The 15328-nt window shown below is 68.7% G+C and carries 11 protein-coding genes; 1 reads left to right on the top strand and 10 read right to left on the bottom strand.

The window, feature by feature from the left end:
- Nucleotides 1–11: 11 nt before the first annotated feature.
- On the top strand, nucleotides 12–3122 hold the full coding sequence (locus OXG79_10360) for a protein kinase (GenBank protein ID MCY3784176.1): 3111 nt from the start codon (nucleotides 12–14) through the stop codon (nucleotides 3120–3122).
- Nucleotides 3123–3128: 6 nt separating this feature from the next.
- On the opposite strand, the gene OXG79_10355 is transcribed toward OXG79_10360, so the two are convergent.
- From OXG79_10355 to OXG79_10310, 10 genes are all read right to left on the bottom strand, one after another.
- Nucleotides 3129–4517: an NAD(P)(+) transhydrogenase (Re/Si-specific) subunit beta gene (locus OXG79_10355; GenBank protein MCY3784175.1), complete on the bottom strand. Its 1389-nt coding sequence runs from the start codon at nucleotides 4515–4517 to the stop codon at nucleotides 3129–3131.
- A gap of 3 nt (nucleotides 4518–4520) precedes the next feature.
- Complete coding sequence (locus OXG79_10350) at nucleotides 4521–4805, bottom strand: NAD(P) transhydrogenase subunit alpha (GenBank protein ID MCY3784174.1); 285 nt, start codon at nucleotides 4803–4805, stop codon at nucleotides 4521–4523.
- Nucleotides 4806–5972: an NAD(P) transhydrogenase subunit alpha gene (locus OXG79_10345; GenBank protein MCY3784173.1), complete on the bottom strand. Its 1167-nt coding sequence runs from the start codon at nucleotides 5970–5972 to the stop codon at nucleotides 4806–4808. It lies immediately after the preceding gene.
- 218 nt (nucleotides 5973–6190) lie between these two features.
- Entirely contained in the window at nucleotides 6191–6949 is a 759-nt protein-coding gene (locus OXG79_10340; GenBank protein ID MCY3784172.1) for an SDR family NAD(P)-dependent oxidoreductase, read from the bottom strand.
- 37 nt (nucleotides 6950–6986) lie between these two features.
- The gene (locus tag OXG79_10335) at nucleotides 6987–8753 is read right to left on the bottom strand and encodes an ABC transporter ATP-binding protein (GenBank protein MCY3784171.1); all 1767 of its coding nucleotides are present in this window, start codon (nucleotides 8751–8753) and stop codon (nucleotides 6987–6989) included.
- Nucleotides 8754–8813: 60 nt separating this feature from the next.
- Complete coding sequence (locus OXG79_10330) at nucleotides 8814–11084, bottom strand: xanthine dehydrogenase family protein molybdopterin-binding subunit (GenBank protein ID MCY3784170.1); 2271 nt, start codon at nucleotides 11082–11084, stop codon at nucleotides 8814–8816.
- A 12-nt stretch (nucleotides 11085–11096) separates the two neighbouring features.
- On the bottom strand, nucleotides 11097–11438 hold the full coding sequence (locus OXG79_10325; GenBank protein MCY3784169.1) for a MoaD/ThiS family protein: 342 nt from the start codon (nucleotides 11436–11438) through the stop codon (nucleotides 11097–11099).
- A gap of 69 nt (nucleotides 11439–11507) precedes the next feature.
- A complete protein-coding gene (locus OXG79_10320) occupies nucleotides 11508–13820 on the bottom strand; it encodes a xanthine dehydrogenase family protein molybdopterin-binding subunit (protein MCY3784168.1) in 2313 nt (770 codons plus the stop codon).
- A gap of 2 nt (nucleotides 13821–13822) precedes the next feature.
- Entirely contained in the window at nucleotides 13823–14320 is a 498-nt protein-coding gene (locus tag OXG79_10315; protein MCY3784167.1) for a (2Fe-2S)-binding protein, read from the bottom strand.
- Nucleotides 14310–15197, bottom strand: a complete 888-nt coding sequence (locus tag OXG79_10310) for a xanthine dehydrogenase family protein subunit M (GenBank protein MCY3784166.1) — start codon at nucleotides 15195–15197, stop codon at nucleotides 14310–14312. The genes OXG79_10315 and OXG79_10310 overlap by 11 nt, the downstream gene beginning before the upstream one ends.
- Between the last annotated feature and the right edge of the window lie 131 nt (nucleotides 15198–15328).

Here is a 15328-nt window from a genome sequence, read left to right as displayed (position 1 = left end):
CTGGCGCCGGCGTGATTGACGCCTGGCCGCCGCTCGAGGGTCTCGAGCGCGGCGTGAGCATTGGCGCCGGTCCACGCGGCGCCGTGTTCCGCGCCGCCCGATCCGATGGCAGCGGCGACGTGGCGGTGCTCGTCGTCCACGAGCATCTCGCGCAGCGTCGGGAACTGATGGCGCAGCTCGAGCGCGAGGTCAAACTCGCCCGGCGCATCGAGCATCCCTGCGTGGCGCAGGTCCACCGCGCCGAAGAAGTCGACGGTCGCTGGTGCGTCGTCATGGAGTTGGCCGGCGGTCTGACGCTGCGGCAATACCTGGAAGCTCGCGGTCCGATCAGCGTGACGGAAGCGCTCGACATCACCGCGTCGATTGCGGCTGGCCTGGCGGCGATGCATGCCCTGGGCCTTTCCCATCGCAATCTGACGCCCGAGAACGTCAAGCTCCAGCACGGCCGGGTCAAGATCCTCGACGCCGGCACGGCCCCGCAGCATGAGCTCGACCCGTCGGGCGCGACGGCCTACATCGCGCCCGAGCGCGCGGCCGGACGCCGCGCGACCGCCCAGGCCGACCTGTATTCGCTGGGCACGGTGTTGTTCGAGTTGCTGGCCGGCGTGCCGCCGTTCCGGGCCGATACGCCGCTGGCGGTGCTTGATCTGCACCGGCGGGCGTCCGTGCCACCGTTGGCGTCGCATCGCGACGACGTGCCGCCGGTTGTCGAGCAGCTGATGCTCCACCTGCTGGCCAAGGATCCCGACGACCGGCCCCCATCGGCCGACGAGGTGCGGGCGCGGATTGAGGACATCAAGGCCACGGAGCGTGCACTCGCCCCGGCGGCGCCGGCCCCCGCAAGCGACCGGTTTCGGGCCGGACCGCGGCGGGGGCACGAGGAGTCCCGAGGCGCGGTTTCGCGCCGCCAACTGCTTCTGGCGGTATCAACAACGGCCCTGGGTGGGGCCGCCGTCGCCGCCGGGGCCGCGGCGATTGGCGTGCTGGTGGGTCGGCGGCAACCGGTGGTGCAGGTGGAGCGCCTGCTGCCACAGGAAGTGGTCAAGGTCGTCACGGTAGATCGCGTCGTGACGCGTGACGTGGTGCGTGAGGTTCCGGTCACACGAACCATCATCCGTGAGGTGGCGCCGCAGCGTCCGGCGGAGCCGCCCGCGACGCCAACCGTCTCGCCCACGGCGACCCCACAAGCGACGCCGGAGCCAACGGCGGCGACGCCTACTCCGGCTCCGGCCGGGGTGACGGTGGCGGATGCCGGCGGGCGGTTTCCGCTCGATCGTGAAAGTCAGGCGCTTCCCGCCGACCTGGAACCGATACGCGCGGACAACCTGGCCCGCCTGGCCCAACTCCATCGCGTGGGTTTGGGGAAAGCGCAGGCGGTGGCGGCGTTGCCGGGCGGAGAGATTGCCGTTGGCTCCAGCATTGGCTTGATCAGCGTCTTTGACGGCGAGTCAGGCCGAGAAGTTCGGCGCTGGTCGACCGGAACCAACGATGCGCCCGGTTCCGCGGTCACGGCGCTGGCCGCCTGTGATGGCGCCCTGATCAGCGGCCACTCCGACGGCACGCTCAGCGCCTGGGACGCCTCCACCGGCATGCGTCGGTGGTCGTCTCGACTCGACTCCGAGGTGACCGGTCTGGCGATCGACGACACCGGCGCCGCGGTGGCGGCCACGGGGGCCGCTGGGACGGTCGGCGTGTGGCAGGGAAGCGATGGTGCGGTCGATCGGCAACTGGCGCCGGAAGCCGCGGCCGCGCGTGCGGTGGCGTTCCATCCCGCGCGGCCGCTGCTGGCCGCCGGCGGCGACGATGGAAACATTGCGATTTGGGACGTGCGGCAGGGCACGGTGGAGGCGGCTTTCGGCGACGCCACACGCCCGATTCGCGCGCTGGCGTTCAATGCGGCGGGCACGCTATTGGCTGCCGCCGAGGCCGGTGGATCGGTGGGCATTTGGGACCTGGCCAGCCAGACGCGCCAAACCACGCTGAGCGGACTCCGGTTCGATGCGGACGACGTGGTCTTTGGCCCGGATGGAAGGTGGATCGCGGCCGCGGACGGCACGGAGCGAGTCCTCGTGTGGGACGCGGTCACGGGCGCGGTGCTCCTGGACTTGCAGGACCGGGCCGGCGCCGTGAGTCGCGGGTCGCTGGCGGTCACGGGCGACGGCGCGTCCCTGGCGTGTGCCGTGAGGCACCTGGCCGTGGCGCTGTGGAGCCTGCCTGACGGACGGCTGCGGCATCGACTTGGCGCCTATGGCGACGCCACCCGCGTCGCGTTGCGAAGCGATGCCAGGCAATTGGCGGCATCACATCCCGCGGGAACCATCCAGCTGGTGGGGCTTCCGAGCGGGCTCACCGCCGGGTCCATTGACTACCACACCGGATTGGCGCACGCGCTGGCGTTCAGTCCAGACGGGTCGCGGCTCGTCAGCGGCGGCTCGGCGGACGGTCCGCCGCTTCGCATGTGGGACGCCTCCAGCGGCACCGCGGTCGATAGCTTTGCGCCGGAGGCGCTGCCGCAGGCGACCATCGGCGCCGCCGCGTTCAGCCCCGACGGCGGCCTGCTGGCAACCGGATGGAGCGACGGCATCGTCCGGGTTTGGCACACGGAAACATGGAGCCTGGTGACCTCCCTGTCCGCGCACACGACGTTGGTGGATGCGCTGCAGTTCGCTCCCACAGGGGATCGACTGGTCACCTCCGATATCGATGGTCTGGTCAATCTCTGGGATCTCTCCAGCCTGACACCGGTCCAGTTGCCGTCCAATGGCGTGCCCGTGCGGGCGGTTGCGATCCACGCGAACGGCGGGCCGATCGCGGGAGCGCTCGATGATGGCGCGGTCATCCTGTGGGACGGCGTGGAGGGCGCGTCGATCCGGCGCTTGGAGAGCCCGGAATCCGGCACGCTGGCCGTGGCGTTCAGCCCCATTTCCGCGCTGTTGGTTTCAGGACATCGGAGCGGCACGCTGCGCTGGTGGGACACGGCATCGGGTGAGCCGCTGCGCGTCCACGAGGGGCACGGTGCCCCGATCGTGAACATCCAGCTCAGCGCGGCCGGCGACCTGGCAGCCAGCGCCGCCTTCGACGGCACCGCGCGCCTGTGGGGCGTGGCGGCCGCGCCGGGGTAGGTTGCTCTAGCCGGTCGCCTTCAGTTCGCCGATCAGCTCTCGCAACGCCTCCTCGCCGTCGCCGAAGAGCATGGCCGTGTTCGGCGCGGCGAAGAGCGAGTTCGGAATTCCCGCGAATCCCGGACTCAGGCTGCGCTTGATGACGACGACGGTGCGGGCCTTGTCGACGTCGAGGATCGGCATGCCGTAGATCGGGCTGGTGGGGTCTTCACGCGCCAGCGGATTGACGACGTCGTTGGCGCCGATCACCAGCGCCACGTCCGTCTGCGCAAAGGTCCCGACCAGTTGCTCCAAGTCGAAGAGCTGCTCGTAGGGCACGTCGGCTTCGGCGAGCAGCACGTTCATGTGGCCGGGCATGCGGCCCGCGACCGGATGGATGGCGTACTTCACGTCCACGCCGCGCCGCTCGAGCTCCGCCGACAGGTCGCGCACGGCGTGTTGCGCTTGGGCCACCGCCATGCCGTAGCCGGGCACGATCATGACGCTGCGGGCGTCGCGCAGCAGCAGGGCGGCCTCCTCGGGGCTCGTCCGCTTGATGCGCCCCTCGTATATCTCGTCGCCCGGACCGCCCTCGGAGGGTCCGAGCGTGCCGAACAACACGCTGAGCACCGAGCGATTCATGGCGCGGCTCATGAGCGTGGTGAGGATGAAGCCCGACGCGCCCACCAGCGCACCGCCGATGATCAGCACGTTGTTGCTCAGCACGAAGCCGGTGGCCGCGGCGGCGAGGCCGGAGGCCGAGTTGAGAAGCGCGATCACCACCGGCATGTCGGCGCCGCCGATGGGCAGGGTGAGTCGCGCCCCCAAGATCGCCGCGGCGGCCACGAGCGCCCAAAACGGCCATTGCAGCGAGACGTCGACAATGACCAGGGCAACGAGGGCGAGCGTCCCTGCGCCCAGGACCCCATTGATGCCGTGGTGGAGGGACGTGTTGCCTGGCTGCCAGCGCAGGACCTCCTGCAGCTTGCCCCAGGCCACCGCGCTACCGGCGAAGGTCAGCGCGCCGACCAGACCGCTGATCGCTCCCGCCGCCACGGCTTGCAACTCCGTCGCCGCCGTCATCACCGTGCCAGAGGCGATGGCGCTGCCCGCGACGAGCGCCGAGGCTCCGCCGCCGAACCCGTTGAATGCCGCGACCAGTTGGGGCATGGCGGTCATGTGCACCCGCAGGGCAAGGATGGCGCCGAGGGCCGCGCCGACGCCCAAGCCAATGGCCACCAACTCGAATCCGATGATCTTGCGGTCGAGCAAGGTCACGACGATGGCCACCAGCATCCCGAGGGAGCTGAGCACGTTTCCGCGACGGGCGCCGCGAATGGTCGCCAGTCCGCGCAGGCCGAGGATGAATAGCGTCGCGGCGACCAGATACGCGCCGTTGACGACGCCCTCGGGCACGCGCTACTTCTTCCGCGACCGGAACATCGAGAGCATGCGGTGCGTGACCAGGAATCCGCCCACGACATTCACGGTGGCCAGGATCAGCGCCGCCACGCCCAGGGCCGCGGCCAGCGTCGTCTGCTGCGCGCCGGCGGCGATGATGGCTCCGACGATGGAGACTCCGGAGATCGCGTTGGCGCCGGACATGAGCGGCGTGTGCAGGGTCGGCGGGACTTTGGTGATGACTTCAAACCCGATGAACGCGGCGAGCAGGAACACCGTGAGCGCGAGGATGAAGACTTCCATCTACGCTCCCGCTACCGAGGCCACGTCGGCGGGAGACTCCTCGGGGAGGAGCGAGGTCGGGGTCACCATGGTCTCGCGCACGATCTCGTCGTCGGCATCGAGCGTTAGTCCGTGCGGCGATGCGATGTGGCGCAGAAAGGTCGACACGTTGCGGGCGTACATCTGGCTCGCGTGGACCGGCGCGCTCGACGCCAGGTCAAGCGGCGCGGCAATCGATACGCCGTGGCGAACGACGGTTTCACCCGGCTCGCTGAGCTCGCAGTTCCCCCCGCGCTCGGCGGCCAGGTCGACGATGACCGATCCCGGCCGCATCCCCGCCACGGCGGCGGCCGTGATGAGCGTGGGGGCGCGTCGTCCCAGCACGAGCGCGGTGGTGATGGCGACATCCACGTCACGCAGCGCGTCGGCCAGCATTTTCCGTTCACGGGCGTAGAAGACCTCGGATTGCTCGGTGGCGTAGCCGCCGGCGGTGTCGCCGCTGTGCTCGCCATCGAACGAGACAAACGTGGCGCCCAGGCTCTCGACCTGCTCGCGAACGACCGGGCGCACGTCGTAGGCCTGTACCAGGGCGCCCAGGCGCCGGGCGGTCGCGATGGCCTGCAAACCGGCCACGCCCGCCCCCAGGACCAGCACGCGGGCCGCGGCCAGCGTCCCGGCGGCGGTCATCAGCAAGGGAAACATGCGCGGCGAGGTCCGCGCGGCCAGCAGGACCGCCTGGTAGCCGGTGATGGTGGACATTGAGCTGAGCACGTCCATGCTCTGCGCTCGGGTGATGCGCGGCATGCGCTCGAGCGCGAATGCCAGAACGCCCCGATCAGCCATGGCCTGGATGCGGTCCTCGTCGCTGTAGGGATCGAGCAGGCCCACGACCGCCGCGCCGTGTCGGAGACACGCCAAGTCGCACGTGAACGACTCGTCGTCGCTCCCGCCGAGCCCGCGCACCGTGAGCACCACGTCGGCGTTACGAAGCAGCGCGGCTCGCTCGTCGATGACGTTCGCACCGTTGGCACGGTACGCGTCGTCGTCGGCGAACGATCGGACTCCGGCGCCGCGTTCGACCACGACGGCAAAGCCCTCGTCGACAAGCTGGGCGACTGCATCGGGCACGAGCGCCACTCGCGATTCGCCCAGGCGCAGCTCACGCGGAACGACCAGCCGAAGGCTCATGATCGCAACTGCTCGGGCGTCGGCCGTTGGTCGAATGCGGCGATGACCGGATGCCTGAATGCCATACCCGATACACCAATACTGGCCCTAAAGCCATCGCGTGTGTAGCCGGTGTCAGGCGTCGTCGGGACCTCGCTTGAGTGAGCCTTCAGGGGCTGCCCAATGCTACTCGACAGCCGCCGCCCGAGATGTACCGTTTTCTACCGGACGGGTCGGCCTTACTCGATGCTCATGCGTGCGGTGAGGCCGCCGTCAACGAACAGCACCGCGCCGTTGACGTAGCGCGCGTCCTCGGATGCCAGGAAGGCCGCGGCGCCGGCGATGTCGGCGGGCGTACCGACGGAAGCCGACGGGATGCCGCGAATCATGTTCGACTCGTCCACGTTGTCCCGCTCGTACCGCTCGACGTGGATGGCTCCCGGCGCGATGACGTTCGCCGTGATGTTGTCGCGCCCGATATCGACGGCCAGGTTGCGGGTGAACTCGTTGATGGCGCCCTTGGTGGCCGAGTAGATCACGTAGCCCTTCGCGTGCACCTGCGAGTGCACCGAGCTGATGTTGATGATGCGTCCGAAGCCGCGCTCGAGCATGCCCGGGAGCGCGGTCTGGCAGGTCACGAACATGGACTTGATATTGACGTTGAACAGGTCGTCCCAGTCCCGCTCATTGCACTCGTGGAACGGCTTCACCATGGTGCGACCGGCGTTGTTCACCAGGATGTCGACCTGGCCGAAGGCGTCCAGCGCCGCCTCCACGACGTGTGCGGCGTTGGCGGCGCGGCGAAAGTCCGACTGCACCGCGCGCACGTCGGCGCCCGCACTGCGGAGCTCGGCCGCCAGACGCTCGGCGCCCTCGAAGCTGCTCGATGCCGAGACGATGACTCGTGCCCCGTGTTTGGCGAGGCGCCGGGCAATGCCCACGCCGATCCCCGTGCCCGCGCCGGTGACGACGGCCGCGCGTCCTGAGAGATCGCTCATTGATTCCTCCCCGCGAGCGCAGGCGCGGTCGCCTGCCTCATGCCTGCGGCACGGTCTGGCGCTCGCCAAGCTGCCAGCGCGCCGTGCCTGCCTGAATCTCGAACATGCGGGCGTACCAGCCGCCCTGCGCGAGGAGTCCTTCATGTGAGCCCGTTTCCGCGACCGTCCCATCCGACAGCCCCACGATGACGTCGGCGCTGCGGACGGTGGAGAGCCGGTGGGCGATGACGATCGTGGTGCGGCCCTTGGTCAGCTGGGACAACGACTCCTGGATCAGGCCTTCCGTCTCGGTGTCCACCGACGAGGTGGCTTCGTCGAGGATGAGGATCGGGGCGTCCTTGAGGATGGACCGCGCAATGGAAATGCGTTGCTGTTGGCCCCCTGATAGGCGCACGCCGCGCTCGCCGACGCGGGCGTCGTAGCCACCGGGCAGGCGCTCGGCGAACTCGTCGACGTTGGCCGCCCGCGCGGCTGCCAGGATGTCGGCGTCGCTCGCGCCGGGTCGGCCGAAGGCGATGTTGTCCCAAATGCTGCCCTCGAAGAGGAAGACGTCCTGCAGCACCATCGAGATGTTGGAGCGCAGCCAGGCCAGCGGCAGGTCGCGCACGTCCACGCCGCTGATGCGCACGGCGCCCCCGTCAATGTCGTAGAAGCGCGGGATCAGGCTGGTGCAGGTGGTCTTGCCGGCGCCCGTGGGCCCGACAAGCGCAACGAGCGATCCCTCCGGCACGGTGAAGTCCACGCCATGCAGCACCGGCGCGCCGCGGTCGTAGGCGAACTCCACGTGGTCGAACTCCACGGTCCAGCGAGGATTCTCGGGCGGACGGGCGTTGGGACGGTCCACGATGTTGCTGCGCACGTCCAGCAGCGCGAAGATGCGGTCGGTGCTCGCGATGGCCTTTTGAATGTCCTCGCCGATTGCCGCGACCTGGATGATCGGTTGGTAGATCATCCCCAGATACACCACGAACACGAACAAGTCGGCGACGGGCACGATGCCCTCGAGTGTCCAGTTGCCGCCGACGGCCACGATTAGGATCAGCCCGAGTCCGGCGATGATTTCCAGTAGGCCGACCGGGATCAGCGTGAGCGCCTGGGTGCGCACGATGGTGTCGCGGAACTGGGCGCCGGCGCGGTCGATTTCCGCTCGCCGCTCGGGCTCTCGGCCGAAGGCCTTCACCACGGCGAACCCTGAAATGCCCTCCGCAACCGCGCCGGTCAACTCGGCCATGCGCTGACGCACGCCTCCCCACTCGGCTCGCAGCCGGGGCATCACGAACCAGGTGAGCAGCAGGATCAGCGGCATGGGAATGAGGCTGATGAGCATCAATTGCCAGTTGATGATCCCCAGGGCGATGACCATCGCGGTTGGGATGGTCGCGGCGAGGGTCGCTTCCGGAATGCCGTGCGCGATGAAGTCCTCGACAGCCTCGACGTCGCCGACGGCACGCGAGATGAGGTTGCCGGTGCGGCGCTGCTCGAAGAATCGATGGGGCAGTGACTGGATGTGTCGATAGAGCGTGACCAGCATCAGGTGCTGGGCGCGGTAGGCCACGATGTGCGAGATGGCGCCGTAGCCGTAACGTCCCACCGCCCGCAGCACGAACGAACCAACCAGCACCACGATGATGATGCTGAGCGCGCCCGTCTCGACGGCGCCCTCGGCGTGCCACAGCAGAATCTGGCGCACGAGCAGCGGGGCGATGAGTCCCGTGCCCGCGAACAAGATTCCGAACACGATCGTCGCGGCCATGAGGCGGTGCTGGCCGCGCAGGAAGACGTGAAGCCGGCGCAAGAACGTCACGGACGCAGCCTAGCGCGTTCGGGACTTCGGCGAGTGCCCGGCGTGGACTATGGCGCCGCCTTATGAATCGAGCGCGGCGATTGCGGCCTGAACTTTGGGCGGCGAGGCCGGCAGGTCCCGCATGCGGGCGCCGGTGGCGTCGGCGATCGCGTTGGTGATCGCCGCCAGCGGCGGCACGATGGGAACCTCGCCGACGCCTCGGGCGCCGTAGGGATGCCCGGGGTTCGGCACCTCGACGATGATGCTCTCGATCATCGGCACGTCCAGCGTCGTGGGCATGCGGTAGTCCAGCAGGCTCACGTTCCGCATGTGGCCCTCGTCGTCGTAGACGTATTCCTCGGTGAGCGCCCAGCCGATGCCCTGCGCCACGCCGCCTTCCATCTGCCCTTCCACGTATGGCGGGTAGATGGCCGTTCCGGCGTCCTGGATGGCCGTATAGCGCACCACGTCGACTTTGCCGGTCTCGAGATCCACGTCCACGTCCGCGATGTGAATGGCGAAGGTGTTGCCCGAGCCTTCGGGAACCACCGTGGCGGAGCCGACAAGGCGCAGGTCATCGCCGTCGAGAATGCCGGCGGCTTCCTTGAAGGACACCGTCTCGCCGTTCTGACGAAACGTGCCGTCCTCGTCGGCGACGATGGATTCGCTGGCCACGTCCCAGTGGTCGGCCAGCCCATCGATCATCTGCTGCCGCAGGTCGCGGGCGGCTTCGATCGCCGCCCAGCCGGTGGCGAACGTGACGCGACTGCCGCCGGTCACACCCGTGAAGGCAATGCTGTCCGTATCGGGAACGATGGGGTCGACGTCCTCGACCGGAATCCCCAGCGTCTCGGCGGCCTGCATGGCGACCGATGTGCGCGTGCCGCCGATGTCCACCGAGCCTTCACGCAGCGTCACCGTGCCATCCGCGTTCAGCTGAGCCACGGCGGTTGACATCCCGCCGCCGTTCATCCAAAAGCCCGAGGCGATGCCGCGCCCTCGGCGCCGTCCGGGCGCCGACCCGATGGGCGAGCGCCAGTGATCCGAGGTGCGCGCCGCCTCGATGACCTCGTGGTTGCCGATGCAGTGGTACCGCGTGCCGTTGGCGCGCAGATCGCCTTCCTCCGAGGCGTTCATGGCGCGGAATTCCAGCCGATCGAATCCCATCTCCTCGCAGATCTCGTCGACCAGGCTGTCCACGGCGAACTCGCCCTGTGGCGCTCCCGGCGCACGGTAGGCGTGGGACTTCGGCATGTTCACGACCACGTCGTAGCCGTCGATGCGGAAATCGGTCAGCTTGTAAGGCCCGAAGGCGCACAGGCAGGCCGCGCCGACGGCGGACCCCGGGTAGCCGCCGGCCTCGAAGGCGAACATGGCCTGCGCGGCCGTGATCCGTCCCTCGTTGGTGATGCCGATCTTGACCCAGGCGTAGCCGCCGGGCGCCGGTCCGGTGGCGCGCAGGATGTCGGAACGGCTCATGGTGAGCTTCACGGGGCGTCCCGACTTGCGGGACAGAATGGCCGCCAGCGGCTCGAGGTAGATGGTGGTCTTGCCTCCGAACCCGCCGCCGATCTCCGACGGAAAGACGTTGATTTTTGAGATGGGCCATTGCAGGTGGTCGGCAAGCTCGCTGCGAATGCCGAACTGTCCCTGCGAGCTGCACTCGACGCGCAAGTGCCCGTCGGCGCTCCAGTAAGCCAGGGCGTTGTGCGGCTCGATGTAGCCCTGGTGCACCATCGACATGGTGTATTCGCCCTCGAACACGCGGTCGGCGGCGGCAAACCCCGCCTCGATATTGCCTTCCTCGTGGATCGTGCGCGAGGCGATGTTGCTCGGTTCGTCGGCCAGCTCGCCCCCGGTGTCCATGTGGAGGTCGTCGAGCAGCAGCGGCGCGTCGGGCTTCATGGCCTCGCGGACGTCGAGCACCACGGGCAACAGCTCGTACTCGACATCGATCAGCTCAAGAGCTTCCTCGGCCACGTGCTTGTTGGTGGCGGCGACGGCGGCGATGGGGTGGCCCTCGAACAGCACCTTGTCGCGGGCCATCAGGCTGGCGCTCTTGTAGCGCTTGCTCTGGAGGCCCGACTCGTTGGCTTCGGCGACGCCGGCGCCTGGATCGGGGATGTCTGCCGCGGTCATGACGGCATGAACGCCCTCCAGCGCCTCGGCGCGGGAGGTGTCGATCGAGAGGACCCGCGCGTGCGCGTGCGGACTGCGCAGCACCTGACCCCACAGCATGCCCGGCATGTGCGCGTCGACTCCGTAGATCGCGCGTCCGGTGACCTTGTCGACCCCGTCGTGCCGGACGGGTCGAGTGCCTATGACGTTGTAGTTGCCGTTCGTTTCCGCCATGCAGGCGTCCTCCTACGCGCGTGCGATGCCGGCGTCCGGTCGCACGTGATGTTGTCCTGACCAATTGTGCTGGATTTCACGACGGTTGCCAGCGCCGCCGCCGATGGATTCCAGGAAAAACAGCTCGCTGTCCTCTCGCAACTTGGTGCGCAGGCCGCGGCGGCTGTTGGCCCCGTCCACGAAGACGGCCAGCCCGGCGCGCAATTCACCCTCCTGCACCAGTCGGTTCTTGAGCCCCGGAAAGCGGGCTTCCAGGTTCTCGACGACCAGGCGCACGGTGGCGCCCTCAATGTCGACCTTGATCTGGCCGTCGGTGAACTCACGCAGCGGCGTGGGGATATGCACCCTCGCCACGGCTACGCCTCGCCGGTTCGCGTGGTCCCCGCGGCGCGGCGGCAAGGGCCGCCGCGCCGCGGTTGGGGACTACGCTTCAGCGCCGTTCTGCCTCGCCGCCAACTCCGCGTAGACGCGGTGGGGCGACATGGGCAGGTCGCGGTAGCGGATGCCGACGGCGTCGTAGATGGCGATGGCCAGCGCGGCCGGCGGCGGCACGATGGGCACCTCGCCCACGCCGCGAACGCCGAACGGGCTGCCCGGATGCGGTACCTCGACGATGATCGTTTCGATCATCGGCACGTCGAGCGTGGTCGGCATGCGGTAGTCCAGCAGCGTGGCGTTCCGCAGACGACCGTCGTCGTCGTAGAAGTACTCCTCGTTGAACGCCCAGCCGATGCCCTGCACCGCGCCGCCCTGCATCTGGCCTTCGACGTACGGCGGGTAAATCGCCACGCCGGCGTCCTGAATGGCCGTATAGCGCAGGACCGTCACCTTGCCGGTCTCGACGTCGACCTCCACGTCGGCGATGTGCACCGCGAAGGCGTTGCCTTCCTTCTCTGGCGTGACGGTGGCCTTGCCGATGATTTGCTGGGTGTCTTCGTTGAGAAGATGCGCGGCCTCCTTGAACGAGGCCGACTCGCCGTTGGCGGTGAAGGTCGCGTTCTCGTAGGTGATGGAGTCCGCCGCCACGTCCCAGACGTCGGCCATGCCTTCGATCATCTGCCGGCGCATGTCGTTGGCGGCTTCATGCGCGGCGTAGCCGGTGGCGAACGTCACGCGACTGCCGCCCGTGACGTCGGTGTACCCAACGGAGTCGGTATCGACGACCATCGGAATGACGTCGTCGAAGCCGATGCCCAGGGTCTCGGCGAATTGCATGGCGATCGACGAGCGCGTGCCGCCGATGTCGGGCGAGCCCTCGAGCAGCGTCACCGTGCCGTCAGGGTTCAGACGGGCGATGGCGGATGACGTGAACCCGATGTTGAACCAGAACCCGGAGGCCACGCCGCGTCCGCGGTAGGTGCCCGCCGGCTTTTCGAGCGTCGAGTTCCAGTGCTCGGAGTCGCGCGCGGCTTGCACGCACTCTATGTGACCGATCCGACCGTAAGCCGGACCGCCGGCGCGCCAGGTGCCCTCTTCCGCCGAGTTCATCGTGCGAAAGTCGAGCACGTCGATCCCGAGCTGCTCGCAGATTTCGTCCACCACCGTTTCGCTGGCGAACTCCGCCTGCGTGGCGCCTGGTGCGCGGTAGGCGTGGGTCTTGGGCCGGTTCACGACCACGTCGTCGCCCTCGATTTTCACGTTGGCGAGGTTGTAGGGCGCAAACACGCACATGCAGCCGGCGGCCACGACCGATCCGGGGAATCCGCCCGCCTCGAACGCCATGTACGCCTCGCCGGCCGTGAGCTTGCCGTCGCTGTCGGCGCCCATCTTCACCCGGATGTAGCCGCCCGGCGTCGGACCGGTGGCCTTCAGGATGTCGGCTCGGCCCATGGACATTTTGACCGGACGCCCCGCCTTGCGGCCGAGCGCCGCTGCCAGCGGCTCCAGGTAGCACGTGGTCTTGCCGCCGAACCCGCCACCGATCTCGGTGGGGATCACCTTGACCTTCGAGATGGGCACGTCAAGGATGTCGGCCACCTCGGCGCGGATGGTGAAGTGGCCCTGGCTGCTGCACCACACGGTGAGCTCGCCGTCGCCATGCCATAGCGCGAGGGCGTTGTGGTTTTCGATGTAGCCCTGGTGAACCGTGGCGAAGGTGAACTCGCGCTCGACGACCACCGCGGCCTCGGCGAACCCCGCCTCGACGTCGCCTTCCTCGAAGAGGAATTTGGCGGCGACGTTGCTGGGCTCCTCGGACGCTTCGCCCGCGATGTCGGTGTGCAGGTCGTCGTGCAGGAGCGTGGCGTCGGGCTTCATCGCCTCGAGCACGTCCATCACCGGCGGCAGCACCTCGTAGTCGACCTCGATCAGCGCCGCGGCCTCGCCGGCCGTATGGGCGTCAACCGCCGCCACCGCGGCGACCGCGTGACCGTGATAGAGGGCCTTGCCGCGCGCCAGGACGTTGGCGCTCTTGTGCTTCAACGGGACGGCCGTGGCTTCGCCGCCGCCGGTCACCTTCTCGCCCGGATCGGCGAGGTCGGCGCTGGTGATCACTGCGTGCACGCCCGGCAACGCCTCGGCCTTGCTGGTGTCGATGGACCGAATGCGGGCGTGGGCGTGCGGGCTGCGCGTCACGGCCCCGTAGATCTGCCCCGGCTGGCTCACGTCGGACCCGTAGCGCGCCGCGCCGGTGACCTTGTCCACGCCGTCGTGCCGGATGGGGCGCGTCCCGACGACGCTGTAGTCCTCGGAATGGTGCTTGATGGTTACGGCTTCTTCGCGCGTTTCAACAGCCATCGTCAGCCCTCCCCGCGCATGGATGCGGCGGCGTCCAGCACCGCGCGCACGATCTTGTCGTACCCGGTACAGCGGCAGAGGTTGCCGGCCAGCCACCACCGCACGTCGTCTTCCGTCGGGTTGGGGTTGCTGTCGAGCATGGCCTTGGCCGAGACCAGGAATCCCGGCGTGCAGACACCGCATTGCAGCGCCGCGTGCTCCAGGAACTTCTCCTGCAGCGGGTGCAGCCCCGACGGGCCGGCCAGACCTTCGATGGTGGTGACATCCGCGCCGCCGGCCTCGACCGCCAGCACGCAGCAGCTATTCACCAGGCGCCCGTCCATGATGACGTTGCAGGCGCCGCAGTTGCCGTCGTTGCAGCCTTCCTTGGCGCCCGTGAGGCCCAGCGTTTCGCGCAGGACCTCGAGCAGGCTTTCGCGCGGCTCGGCAAGGAAGTCGGTCGACTCCCCGTTAATCGTGGTGCTGACATGCACCTTGCCGCTGAGAATCTCAGTGGCCATGGCCGACCTCCATTCCACGCGCGCGGGCTACCGCGCCGCGCAAGGCACGCTGCGTAAGGACGAAGCTGAGGTGTTTGCGATGCGCGATGGTGCCGCGCATGTCGTTGATCGGGGTGGCTGCGTCGCGGGCAATGTTGGCCGCGACTTCGTAGGCGGCCTCGCCGGCCGTCTGCCCGATGAGCGCCTCACCGGCCTCGGCGACGAACAGCGGCGTCGGAGCGACCGCCCCGATCGAGATGCGGGCGGCAGTGATGGTGTCGCCGTCCAGCGTGACCGATGCGCCGGCACCGACTTCCGCGATGTCCATCTCGTTGCGGGGAATGAACCGCAGGTAATGCGATCCCGAGCCCGCGGCGGGCTTGGGCAGCAACAGCGAGACGAGCAGCTCGTCGTCACCGAGCACGTTCTGCGACGGGCCGGTGCAAAAGTCTTCCACCGCCAGGGTGCGCCCGCCGTTGGCTCCGGCGATGTTGGCGACGGCGCCGTGCACGATCAGCGGCGGGATGGTGTCGCCCGCGGGCCCTGAGTTGCAAAGATTGCCGCCTACCGAGGCGCGTCCTTGGATCCCGGTGCTGCCGATGATCTGGCACGCGTCCACCAGCGCGGGATATTGCGCGGAGAACGCGTCGTCACCGTAGATCTGATGGCAGGGAACGGCCGCGCCGAGCGTGGCCGAGCCATCGGCATTGACTGACAACTGCATCAGGTCCGGGATGTGCTTGGCATCCACGAAAACCGTGGTGTCGCGGAGCTTTTCACGGACCTGCACGATGAGGTCCGTGCCACCGGCAAGCATGCGGGCGTTCGCCCCATGCTCGGCGAGGATGGAAACCGCGTCCGCGACTGTCGTGGGCGCGGCGTAGGAAATCGCGTGCACGAGAGCGCTCCGTTCTGGGGCGAGGACGGCGAGTGCGCCTGCATTGTTGCCGAAACCGACCGGCGTCGGCTAGTGCGCCTGCGCGGGCGCTGCTCCGGGAGCGGCACTCGCGGGCTGCGGGCGACCGTCAT

It is taken from the genome of Chloroflexota bacterium, assembly GCA_026706485.1.
In the GTDB taxonomy this organism is placed as follows: domain Bacteria; phylum Chloroflexota; class UBA11872; order UBA11872; family UBA11872; genus JAJECS01.
Note: the sequence above shows the minus strand (reverse complement) of the source record. Positions and strands in the feature narration are given on the sequence as shown.

Coding starts and splice junctions, on each gene's coding strand:
- OXG79_10350 (MCY3784174.1), bottom strand. CDS start 4,805: ATGGAAGTCTTCATCCTCGCGCTCACGGTGTTCCTGCTCGCCGCGTTC.
- OXG79_10345 (MCY3784173.1), bottom strand. CDS start 5,972: ATGAGCCTTCGGCTGGTCGTTCCGCGTGAGCTGCGCCTGGGCGAATCG.
- OXG79_10340 (MCY3784172.1), bottom strand. CDS start 6,949: ATGAGCGATCTCTCAGGACGCGCGGCCGTCGTCACCGGCGCGGGCACG.
- OXG79_10330 (MCY3784170.1), bottom strand. CDS start 11,084: ATGGCGGAAACGAACGGCAACTACAACGTCATAGGCACTCGACCCGTC.
- OXG79_10320 (MCY3784168.1), bottom strand. CDS start 13,820: ATGGCTGTTGAAACGCGCGAAGAAGCCGTAACCATCAAGCACCATTCC.
- OXG79_10315 (MCY3784167.1), bottom strand. CDS start 14,320: ATGGCCACTGAGATTCTCAGCGGCAAGGTGCATGTCAGCACCACGATT.